Annotated in this window: 10 protein-coding genes and 1 tRNA gene; 6 read left to right on the plus strand and 5 right to left on the minus strand. The window is 56.5% G+C overall.

The features are described from left to right. The first annotated feature begins 126 nt into the window (after window positions 1–126). Entirely contained in the window at window positions 127–540 is a 414-nt protein-coding gene (locus tag AC6H42_RS13355; protein ID WP_497548248.1) for a hypothetical protein, read from the plus strand. 83 nt (window positions 541–623) lie between these two features. Here the strand turns inward: AC6H42_RS13355 and AC6H42_RS13360 are convergent, their stop codons facing one another. Beyond that, window positions 624–914 (minus strand): H-NS histone family protein, encoded by a 291-nt coding sequence (locus AC6H42_RS13360; RefSeq protein WP_497548249.1) that lies wholly within the window; start codon window positions 912–914, stop codon window positions 624–626. Window positions 915–1314: 400 nt separating this feature from the next. On the opposite strand from AC6H42_RS13360, the gene AC6H42_RS13365 reads away from it, so the two are divergent. The 4 genes from AC6H42_RS13365 (at window position 1315) to AC6H42_RS13380 (ending at window position 5493) form a co-directional block, all read left to right on the plus strand. After that, window positions 1315–2709, plus strand: a complete 1395-nt coding sequence (locus tag AC6H42_RS13365; protein WP_497548250.1) for an SIR2 family protein — start codon at window positions 1315–1317, stop codon at window positions 2707–2709. Window positions 2710–2770: 61 nt separating this feature from the next. Then, window positions 2771–4195, plus strand: a complete 1425-nt coding sequence (locus tag AC6H42_RS13370; protein WP_497548251.1) for a P-loop ATPase, Sll1717 family — start codon at window positions 2771–2773, stop codon at window positions 4193–4195. A 239-nt stretch (window positions 4196–4434) separates the two neighbouring features. Beyond that, entirely contained in the window at window positions 4435–5280 is an 846-nt protein-coding gene (locus AC6H42_RS13375; protein ID WP_497548252.1) for a hypothetical protein, read from the plus strand. 139 nt (window positions 5281–5419) lie between these two features. Continuing rightward, a tRNA-Gly gene (locus AC6H42_RS13380) sits at window positions 5420–5493 on the plus strand. 73 nt (window positions 5494–5566) lie between these two features. On the opposite strand, the gene AC6H42_RS13385 is transcribed toward AC6H42_RS13380, so the two are convergent. Together AC6H42_RS13385 and AC6H42_RS13390 are read right to left on the minus strand one after the other, a co-directional pair. Further along, window positions 5567–7051: a DUF4214 domain-containing protein gene (locus tag AC6H42_RS13385; RefSeq protein WP_497548253.1), complete on the minus strand. Its 1485-nt coding sequence runs from the start codon at window positions 7049–7051 to the stop codon at window positions 5567–5569. A gap of 30 nt (window positions 7052–7081) precedes the next feature. Beyond that, the gene (locus AC6H42_RS13390; protein WP_057152795.1) at window positions 7082–7558 is read right to left on the minus strand and encodes a hypothetical protein; all 477 of its coding nucleotides are present in this window, start codon (window positions 7556–7558) and stop codon (window positions 7082–7084) included. A 192-nt stretch (window positions 7559–7750) separates the two neighbouring features. On the opposite strand from AC6H42_RS13390, the gene trmB reads away from it, so the two are divergent. Further along, window positions 7751–8431: a tRNA (guanosine(46)-N7)-methyltransferase TrmB gene (gene trmB / locus AC6H42_RS13395; RefSeq protein WP_057152796.1), complete on the plus strand. Its 681-nt coding sequence runs from the start codon at window positions 7751–7753 to the stop codon at window positions 8429–8431. Here trmB and AC6H42_RS13400 read toward each other — a convergent pair whose 3' ends face one another. Both AC6H42_RS13400 and AC6H42_RS13405 read right to left on the minus strand, forming a co-directional pair. Then, on the minus strand, window positions 8432–10222 hold the full coding sequence (locus tag AC6H42_RS13400) for an amidohydrolase (protein WP_057152797.1): 1791 nt from the start codon (window positions 10220–10222) through the stop codon (window positions 8432–8434). An 18-nt stretch (window positions 10223–10240) separates the two neighbouring features. Further along, window positions 10241–11143 (minus strand): DMT family transporter, encoded by a 903-nt coding sequence (locus AC6H42_RS13405; RefSeq protein WP_497548254.1) that lies wholly within the window; start codon window positions 11141–11143, stop codon window positions 10241–10243. Window positions 11144–11317 lie beyond the last annotated feature (174 nt).

Raw genomic sequence — 11317 nt, forward strand, 5'->3', positions numbered from 1 at the left:
CGCTAGCACTACGCAACAGTCAAAGAAAAGGAAGGACTAAACACCTCTCGCTTCACCGGCCAAGATAATTGACGCCGACCGGACAAGATAGTTGACGCGAACCAAGGTGTCGCCCAAGAGGCTGCAATGACTCACTTGCGTGGGCTTGAAGTTCCTTTGGTACGTGCCATTCTGGTAGATGCAGGATTCTCTGCACGGGCTATGCAGGCCATCAATCAAAGTCGTTGGGATCTTTTTGAGGGAATTGAGGACTATCAATTTCTTTCGTTCGCTCAAGTGGCTGGTGATCAGATATATATCAGCTTCAAGTTTGACATGCGAATGCTCGATCTTGAGGTGGATATGTTTGCGTCTGAATATTTTGCACATCAGGCCGATCTTGATCGTGAGTTCATTAACCACGACGTGAATAATCAGTACGCCCATATGAACGTAATTCTGCGTGGTGATTTCAAAGCCGGAATCCTTTTCGACTTAAAGAAAGGAGAAGTCGATCAAATATCCATTGACGCAGTTCGAATCTACGAAAGGCGCTACTAACGACTTTCTTTAATGTTTCCTACCTGGGAAGTGTAATCCTGTTGCATTTAGCAAAACGGCGACTTTTTCAGCCGCCGTTTTGCTTACTTGATCAGGAACTGATCCTTCTCTTTACCCTCCAGCCACTTCGGCGAGCGTCCGCGACCAGTCCAGGTCTCGCCAGTCGCATCGTTCCGGTACTTCGCCGCAACCGGCACGCGTTCCTTCGGGCTCTTCGCCTTTGTCGTGCCAGCCAGGTCTGCGACGCTTAAGCCATACTGACTCATGATCTCGGCGATCTGCGCTTTCGCGCCTGCGATCTCATTCTTCCGCGCAGCTTCCGCGAGTTGTTGCAGTTCTGCGATCTTGGCGGCGTATTCCTGATAGGTGGACATGGACTTCCTTTGGTTGTGTGATGAGAAATTATATTGTACGTGATCTCGGCAATTCTATCCAAATGTAACAGTGACTTTAATGCTGACCTTTGGTTTATCGGTTCAGTACTCTCCTCCAAGGTGGGGGGCTGATTGGTGCGCCAATGTTCGTGGGATGAGTGTCACACTGGTCCGTGAACGATCAAAGATCTGAGCACGTTTAATGTCTCAAATTTGCCTTGCGGTGTTCATTACTGCCTTGCCCCACTCTTGACTCTCTCAAACTGAGAGATCACGTCGCCTGCTATAAGTCAACATCACAGTGTCGTTTCGACATGATGTTGATCGATCCGCAATTTTTTATCGACAAATACGGACAATCTTCGTAGACTGATGGCAACCTTCTTTTTTGGCTTGAGCGATGGAAAATTATCAGCAGTACCAAGAGGACGTCCGTTCGGATATCGAAGCTGTGCTTTCCAGGGCCGGGTGTCAGCCGATTTTATTCATCGGTTCGGGATTTTCTAAGCGATACGCCAACGCACCAAACTGGGATCAGCTGCTTGAATCGCTTGCGGAACAGTGCCCTACGGTTGACAAGCCATATGGCTATTACAAGCAAACTGTGCCGGATCCGATCGATATAGGATCAATATTTGCTGAGCGTTTTCAGGAATGGGCTTGGGGTCAAGGAAGGGCAGAGTTTCCTGACTCACTATTTTCTGGAAAAATTCCGGTGTCCTCTTTTATTAAGCATTCGGTAACAAAGATGCTGAGTGGCCTTGACCCGATAAATGGGACGATTGGATCGTATGAATTAGAGAAAGAGATCAAGTCATTAAAATCAATTCGTCCTCATGCCATCATAACGACGAACTACGATGAGTTATTGGAAGGAATTTTTCCCAACTACGAGAGAATAGTTGGGCAGCAAATCTTGCAGAAAGCATATTTGTCGATTGGTGAAATATTTAAAATTCATGGTTGCGTATCTGACCCATCTTCTTTAGTGCTTACGCGGGAAGATTACAACGAATTTAACGACGACAAGAAATATTTAAGTGCGAAACTCCTTACTTATTTTGCTGAACATCCTATACTTTTTATAGGCTATTCCGCACAGGATCCAAATATTAAGAACGTATTATATGATCTAAGTAGAATGTTTAGGCCTGCACTATCACTGAGCCCGAATATCTATGTGCTTGAGTGGGATTCAACTATTAATTCTGATTCCAATCCGCCCAGAGAACGAGTGATATTGGTTGGCGAGAAAACTGAGGTTCGCATTAAGAGTATTTCTACTTCGTCATTTGATTGGGTTTTCGATGCCTTTGGCGCGAATGGAGTGCTCGAAAAAGTTGACCTTAAAACACTGCGTTCATTAATGGCTAGGACTGTGAACCTAATAAGGCGTGACATTCCTACTAGGAATATAGATGTGAATTACGTGACCTTGGAGCAGGCCGTTCAATCGTCAGAGAGTTTTGGGAATTTATTGGGCGTTACTTTGCTCGATGGGCCGGCTAATGTTAACGCGCAGTACCCCTATACTGCAACTATGCTTGGGCAAAAACTTGGGTATCGAGATTTTAATGGTGTCAATCAGTTATTTAATATCATTAAAAAGCAAAAAAATATCGACATTAAATCCTTCGATAATGTTTTCCATTTTAAGTTGAAGACCGGTATGGCAGAATCTAGCTTTTCTAGAAAATATTCGGATGCAGCACTTGTCCTTCTAACTAAAGTCAAGGCTGGCGAAGGTTACGATTTGCCTGATGATGTAATCGCAGCGTATGACGATATTTTGTGATTTGTTATTCTGCTGCCACTCGATTTAATTTTTGGAAATTACTTTAAATTGTAAGGTCAATATGAATTACCAGGAAATAGATTTTGGTGAAATGAGCGCTGAAGAGGAGCTGGATAAGAAGCCAGCGCTTATTGTGGATGGTTTTTATGATTTCAAAGGATGTCTTGTTAAGATTTTGGAAAAACAAGAATTCCTCGTGCTGGGAAATAAGGGGAGTGGGAAGTCTATAATCGGCGAGCATATGAAAGCTACGAGCGGGCCTCAAGAAGATGGCACATCTCGATTTGTTTCAAAATTCGGGATGAAAGAGTTTCCATACAAGTCGTTCACGAAAATAATTCCAGGGGATTTGGATTTGGAGGCTAAATTCCCCATTGCGTGGCAATGGGCCTTGCTGGTGCAGGTTATTCTTTCATTTTCTCAGGATTTTGGCAAGACGACGGAGTTTTCTGAGGAGTTTGATCGCGCGATAGAAAGTCTGAAGGCTCTAGGAATTATTCCTTCAACTAGCCTTGCTGAATTGGCCAGGATTTCCTCGCACAATGCATTTAAAGTAAAGCTGATGAACTTCGAAGTATCCGGTGAGGGGAAGGGCAGGGATGCCACTGAATTGCTGATTGCGCAAGTTGTTTCTCACCTCAAGGTTTTGGTGTCAAACCTGCAGTCTGATAATAAACACTATATCGTTATCGATGGGCTGGATGATCAATTAAGCGACAAGAATAACCAATTTCTAGCAGTGGCTTCACTTATCTCCGAGTCAGGCGATTTAAATAGATTTTTCAGGGAAAATTCCATTCCTATGAAAATAATAATACTATGTAGGAAAGATATTCACTCTCGCTTGCCTGGGGCAAACAAGAATAAGATGGGTGGATACACTATCTCCCTAAACTGGTACGAAGATCAGATACAGTTTCAGAAAAAGAATATTATAAAATTAGTTCACCATCGTGCGAAGGCGTCTGGGTACGAAGGTGATGTCTTTGATTTGAATTTTCAGAAAGAATATGCTGACGGAAAGAATGTTTTTGATTACTTGCTCGATAATACCAGGTATACGCCACGCGATTTTTTGAGGCTGCTGAGTACCATCAAAGAGTTTAAGCATTCGCAACTGATAACGGCATCGGAAATTGATAAGGCAGTTAAGCAGTACTCAGTCGAATATTTCTGGCCTGAAATTGAGGATGAGCTCGATGGATACTTCTCCAGGAATGAAATAGCAACACTAAAGAAAGCGCTGATCCACTTCCGTAAGCGAGAATTTTTAATATCAAGTTTTATAATTTTTTGCAATGAGCATGAATATGCTTTAAGTAATACGCGTGGAATGTTCGAAGCCATGTATGAATGTGGAGCTGTGTCCAATAGAGTTGACCATTTATTCTTTTCGAAAATGCGAGACCAGAACGATTTTAATGATAAGATGCTTGTGAATATCCATCGAGGTGCCCTGAAGGCATTGTCAATGAATGGTATCTGACGTTCAAACGGGGATTCTATTGCCGCAATATTGGCCTTCGTGAGGCCATCACTCCTCGGTTAATTCGGCGGTCCTATTTCCTGTCACGCTGTCCACCTTGATAAGTTCTCAATAGTGTGCAAACCCACGTAGAATGCGTGGCATGCGGGTGTCGCTCAATGGTAAATTGGCGATTTCGCTGTAGAGCATTGGCTCATACAAACAGTAAATGTCGGCCTACTGCTGTTCAAGGAGTAGCAATGGGAGCAAAGGTAAAGAAGAAGCTTTCGGCAGAACCCAAAGCCCTCACGTTTCTTCGTCCGAACTCTCGTGGTGAACTTGCACGTGTAGCTCATCCAGCTGATTGGACACTAGACTGGGACGAGGGAATAGCCAAGATTACTGAAATTGCGGTGCTGCTGGAAAATGGACCAGAGCGCGTCCTTCTGACGGGGGGCGGCTTCATCACCAGCTATCCGCCATTGAACAGAACTGCTGATCTGGCACGTTTAAACGAGATTGTCTCCAAACATATCCCAGCCCTGAATCAGGTACGCGGACACCTTGATTTGTGTGTTGGCGTGGATCTGTTGGATGATCGAGACATTGCAGTTGGGCAGGGGATAGTCTTCGCTGGTGCAAGTGGTTCGACGGTCGCTTGGAAAACTCTGCCCCTCGGGGGTGAGGCTAACTATGTTGCAACATTCGACGATAAAATCATCCCTCAAATCTCACGCTATGTAGAAACCGCTACTGGCACTGCGGGTTTGATGGTTTGCCATGACCTACAGATGGCAAACCACCGGACCCAAGCCTTGGTGCGGCCGCATACGATGCGTGGTCGCGTGATTGCGGCCATGAGGCGGCAGTTCAACGAAGAAGCGCCCGAACTGATCCTGAACGCGGTGCACTGGATCAACGACTTGAGCAACACAAAAACCTTTCGAACGTCTCTGCTCCAAATCGTGGACGATAACGATTCAGTGAAGCGTGCTGCTGCCGCGTTTGGTTACGCTGACGGTATCAGGTCAGATGCTGAGCTGCTTGATATCTTCGACAGGCTGAAGTCTTCAGATTTTGTGACGACAGACCTAGCGTTCAAGTAGAGCAGTTCTGGTGGCAGGTGGCTTGATGGCCGCTGTACGGCCATCACACTTTGGTGAAATCGGCCATCACATTTCCCATCACACTGTCCAGTTTGCGATCTTGTCAACAGCGTGCAAAGCCGCGTAGAATGCGTGGCATGCGGGTGTAGCTCAATGGTAGAGCAGAAGCTTCCCAAGCTTACGACGAGGGTTCGATCCCCTTCACCCGCTCCAGCTGCTCCGGCCACTGGCGCGCAGGCGCCGAGCCACTGCGGGCCCGCATTCGCGCCCGCTCCCATCCAGAACCTTAGCCGTACGGCGTGTAAGCGAAACCGTTGGCGATCAGGCCGGCGTTCAGCGCCTGGCTTTCCAGACTCTCCGAGAATCCAAGCATCACCTGCGCCACGCTCACGCCGGCTGCCAGTCCGTTCATCCAGAACGCCTTGCCTTCCGCGTCCGGCTGGCGGTCCAGCGTGTTGACGTACAAGCCGGTGACCAGCGTGTCCAAATTGGTGATGCTGCCATACAGGTTCAGGAACTCCGGCGTCCGGGTGAAGCTGTCGGCGATCTGTTCGAGCGAGTAGCCGTTGTCCATCGCCTGCAGCCAGAAGCCCAGGCCTCCGGCCGCCGGTGCGCGGTTGAAGGCGCTCTGGAACAGGCGGAAAATCTGGCCGGCGCTGCCGCTGGCGTCCACGTCCAGCGCCAGGCTGCTGTCGGCGAACTGGATGCGCTCCACGCCCGTCAAGGTATTGACAGCGCCGCCAGCTGCCGCACCGACGGTGTAGCTGCCGGCCACGCCCGTCACCGTGTAGGCGGCGCGGTTGCCGGCGAGGACGACGGTGTCGATGCCTTCGCCGCCGTTGACGGCGTGGCCATTGTCGCCCAGGACGATGCTGTCCCTGCCGGTGCCGGCGTTAACCGACAGCCGCGCGCCGCCGCCAGTCACGCTGATGCGGTCATTGCCGTCGCCCGCCGCCACCAGCCAGTTCGTGTTGACGATGGCCGGCAGCGACACGCTGATCACGTCATTGCCGGAAAAGTTGGCTGCGTTGGCCAGCAGCTGCTGTTCGTTGGGCACCGTGCTGCCGGTGACCGCCATCGATGCGCCGCTGATCAGGGCCGAGCTGCCGTCCACGTAGTACTGGGCATAGTCGGTGAGCGTTCCCGAGACGGTGGCGCTGGCGGTGCCCTGGCCGATGGCCGTGGCGTTGCCAGATATGTTGAAGGTGCCGGTGATGCGGCCGCCTTGTTCGAACAGCTCGGTGGTGCGGGTGAGGGTGTCCACCACGCCGGAGAAGATGTTGCCGTCGCTGACGATGGCGCCGTGCGCCTTGAGTACCGTGTTGCCGATCGTGCTGTCATAACCCGTTGCGCCGCTGGTGACCAGCTGCTGCAGCGTGAGTGTGCTGAACGTGCCGCCCTTGTTCGCCAGCAGCAGGCCGCCGCTGGCGTTGCTGGTATAGCCGAAGTTCAGCTGGCCGTCGTACACCAGGCGGTAGCTGCCCGACACGTGTTCTTCCAGCGAGCCGGCCGAGAAGTTGCCGCTGGCCGCGCCGGGATTCGTGTTGACCAGGCCAGCCAGGGTCTGGAATGCGCCGTCCGGGTAGTCCAGGTAGCCGTCCGGGCCGGCCAGCGAGCCGGTGGCGTAAGTGCTATGGGCGGCGGTGAAGTTGGCGCCGGCCGTGATGAATTTTCCGACCTCGCCGGCAAGCGAGGCGGTGGGACGCGCGGTGCGGTGGGCTTCCAGGGTGGCCAGCATGGCCTGGCTGAAATTAACGGTAACGGTAGTCATTGCGTATCTTCTTAATAAGGACAGCGATCATCAGCGGGACAGCTCTACGTCCACCCATACAGCATACGCTAAATGCTTGTTTTGCCAAACTGCGCCGCCGCGTATGGCCGCGTCGCAGGAGACGGACTGGCCTTCGATCTCTTCGCGCCGCTGGCGGTCGCGGAAGGCTTGCGCGTCCTTCTGCGACAGGTAGCCCGTCATGCGGCCCGCAATGAATACCGCGACCGGCTTGTCGTCATAGGGATTGAGCGGGTCCACCGCCAGCACCGCCTGCAGGCGCGAGTCGGCGCCCTGGTCGCCGTGCTCGCCCGCCAGCGCGCGCACGGTGGCGAGGTAGCGCGATTCGGCCACCACCTCGGTCAGCATGCGGCCGCCGTCGGACCAGTGCTTCACCGGCGCCGCCGGCTGTGCGGGCTCGTAAGCGCCTGCCTGCTTGGGGGCGGGCGCCGGCGGCACGCGGAAGCCCTTTTTCAGCAGCAGGTACATGGCGGCCAGGGACAGTGCCATGATGGCAAGAAGGAGTGCATCGGTCATTGTGGGGAGGGCTAGTCGGTCAAAGCCGTATTATCGCAGGCCCGGCGCCGCCGGTGGTTGCTGCGGACCGGCTCACGTATAATGGCGGATCGTCCTTAGAATTCGTCCCTTACTCACATGTCTTCCGATACTCCAAACGATAACCCGGCCAACCCAGCACGCGCCATGCTTTACGACCCGACCGAACACCGCATCCGCAGCTTCGTCACGCGCGCGGGCCGCCTGTCCACCGCGCAGGCGCGCGCGCTGGAAGAACTGGGTCCGAAATTCATGGTGCCTTACGTGAAAGCGCCGCTCGACTTCGAGCAAGCCTTTGGCCGCAAGGCGCCGGTGGTGCTGGAGATCGGCTTCGGCATGGGCGACACCACGTCGCACATCGCGCGCGGCATGCCGGAGAAGGACTTCCTCGGCGTGGAAGTGCACACGCCCGGCGTGGGCAGCCTGCTCAAGCAGATCGGCGAGCAGGAGCTGACCAACCTGCGCCTGATCCAGCATGACGCGGTGGAAGTACTGAACAACATGATCCCGGACGGCTCGCTGCACGGCGTGCATGTGTTCTTCCCGGACCCATGGCACAAGGCGCGCCACAACAAGCGCCGCCTGATCCAGGGCCCGTTCGTCAAACTGCTGACCGAGAAGCTGGCGCCGGGCGGCTACCTGCACTGCGCCACCGACTGGCAGGAATACGCGGAGCAGATGCTGGAAGTGCTGGGCGCCGAGCCTGGCCTGCAAAACACGGCCGAAGGCTACGCGCCGCAGCCGGCCTACCGTCCGCTCACCAAGTTTGAAAACCGCGGCCTGAAACTGGGCCACGGCGTATGGGACCTGGTGTTCACCAAGAAGTAATCAAAAAGCCACCGCCTCGTACACGACCTTACCGCCCACCACGGTCTGCAGCACCTTGGTGTCGGCGATGTCCTCGGCCGGGACTTCCATGAAGTTCCGGTCCAGCACGATCAGGTCGGCCAGCTTGCCGACTTCCAGCGAACCCGTCTCCTTCTCCTGCCGCAGGGTGTACGCCGCGTTCATCGTGACGGCGCGCAGCACGGCCGCGCGCGGCATGCCGGGCGCCTCGCCCAGCCGGCCGGCGTACTCGGGTGGCGCCGGGTTGGCGGCGCCTTGCGCCGCAGTGCGCGTCACGCCCACTTTCAAGGCGTACCACAGGTTCAGCGGGTCCACCGGCCAGTCGCTGCCATAGGCGATGCGCGCGCCCGCGTCCAGCAGCAGCGATTGCGGCTGCACGATGGCGTAGCGTTCCTTGCCCAGGTATTCCTTCAGCGCCCCCACCGTGTCCGGCGCCGGCTTGGCCCATTGGAAGGACAGCACAGCCGTGGCGTCCAGCTGCTTGAAGCGGGGGAAGTCGGCCGGGTCCACGATTTCGTCGTGCGCCAGTGCGGCGCGCACGTCCTTGCCTTCCGGCGCGGCGCGCAGCGTTTGCAGGGCGTTGAGGGTGTCGCGCACGGCGCCGTCGCCGTCGGCGTGGATGTGCGGGTCGATGCGGGCTTTTGCGAGCGCCGACAGCGTGGATTTCAGCAGCGCCGGGGTGAAGTAGCTGTCCGGTCCCTTGCTGGTGCCGGGCGCCCAGTGCGGATGCTGCGGCGTGCCCTGGTTCGTGTAGTAGGGCGCCAGCATGGTGCCGGTGAGGGCCGGCGCGGCGATCACGCCGTCCATGAACAGCTTGGCGTGGCGCACCTGCATGGACGGCGCGGTGCGCGTGGGACCCTGGTCGAATCGCCTGGCGAGCTGACTGATTTCCTTGAACGCCTTGCCGGATATGGCGTCCTGCGGATCGACCAGCACCGCGAAGTGCCCGCGCGCGGTGAGCTTGCCCTGCTTTTGCAGCTGCGAGAAGGCGGCCAGCGTTTCGGGATCGGTATAGGCGTCGAGGAAGGTGGTGATACCCTGCTTGCGCATGGCCTCCAGCGCGGCGGAGGAGGCGGCCAGGTTTTCCTTCGGCGTGAGCACGGGCATGAACTTGCTGACCATGTCCTGCGCCGCGTCCTCCAGGATGCCGGTGGCGTTGCCGGCGGCGTCGCGCGCGATTTTTCCGCCCTCAGGATCGGGCGTGCGGGCGGTGACGCCGGCCAGCTTCAGGGCTTTGGAGTTGAGCAGCACGGAGTGGCCGAAGGACGAGCGCACCACCACCGGGCGGCTGGTTTTAAGGCTGTCCAGCGCGGCGCTGGTGATCGCCACGCCGTCCGGCAGCATGCCCTGCTGGAACCAGTTCACCACCTTCAGCCAGCGCTGTGGAGCGGCGTTCTTCTCCTTGTCCAGGCAGGCCTGGATGCGTGCCTGGAACTGCGGCACCGTGAGCGGCTGATAGTCGAGGCTGCAATTGAGCAGGCGCGAGCCGCCGGATTGCGGATGCATGTGGCCGTCCACCAGCCCGGGCATCAGCATGCGGCCCTGCAGGTCGATCACGCGGGTCTGGCCGCTGGTGTGGGCTTGCGCGCCGGCGTTGTCGCCCACGTAGACGATACGGCCGCCGCGCACGGCCAGCGCCTGCTGCACGCTGTCCTGCGCGTCCACGGTGTAGATGTAGCCGTTGCGGTAGACCGTGTCGGCCGGGGCGGCCGGGGAGGCAAGCGCCGCTGCCGGGAGCAGCAACAAGGTGAGGGCGAATCCGGTACCGCGCATGCAGTTCTCCTGGTTTGTTTATCTCGCGCGGGCCTCCGTGCGGCCCAGCGCAGGCCAGGACGGCATGAAGGCCAGCAGGTTGCCGGCCAGGACCAGCGCCAGGCCGCAGAAGGCCAGCGCGGTCCAGTGGTAGTCCTCGAATATGGTGGACGCGCTCAGCGCCACGATGGGGAATAATACTGTGGAATAGGCAGCACGGTCAGGGCCGATGCGCCCGACCAGCATCAGATAGGCGGTGAAGGCGATCACCGAACCGGGAATGGCAAGGTAAAGCAGCGAACCGGCATAGCGCAGGCCCGGCTCCCAGGTGAAGGGCATGCCCAGCACCAGCGCGCCCACGGTCAGGATGGAAGCGCCGATGGTCATGGCCCAGACGTTGGTCAGCCACGGCGCCAGGCCGAGCGCCTGCATGCGGCTGGACAGCAGGTTGCCGGTCGAGAAGCAGAGGGTGCCCAGCAAGGCCAGTCCCAGGCCGGCCAGCATGCCGCCGTCGTTCCAGTGGCCCTGCATCTGGGGCAGGAACAGCAGGGCGATGCCGCACAGGCCGAGCAGGGCGCCGCCCACCACCTGCGGGCGCAGCGCCCGGCCCAGGAACAGGCGGCCGTTCAGCGCGTTCCAGATCGGCGCGGTGGAGAAGACCACGGCCACCAAGCCGCTCGGCACCCACTGGCTGGCATAGTAAAAGCAAAGGAAATTACAGCAGAACAGCGCCACGCCCTGCGCGGCCAGGTAAGGCCAGGCCGCGCGCGGCGGCCAAATTTTCTTGCGCATGGCAAACAGCACCAGCAGCAGCACTGCCGCCGCGATCCAGAAGCGGTAAGCGATGGACACGGGCGCCGGCACCACGCCGAGTTGGAACTTGATGGCGATCCAGGTCGTGCCCCAGATCAGGACGGTAAGCAGGTAAAGAAAAGCGTTCATGGTGCGGTCCGTTAGATGGCGAGCTGGCATGATGGCGCCGTCCCGTCCCCGCCGCTTGTCCCGGTTTGCGCAATTATCAGCCACCCTTGGCGACCTGAGCCGCATCCCGCCAACTTCGGGGTCTGACCCCGAAGTTTGGGGGATGCGGCTCAGGCTGGGTGTGGGAGTTGTCCG

It is taken from the genome of Massilia sp. NBRC 108631 (assembly GCF_059704565.1).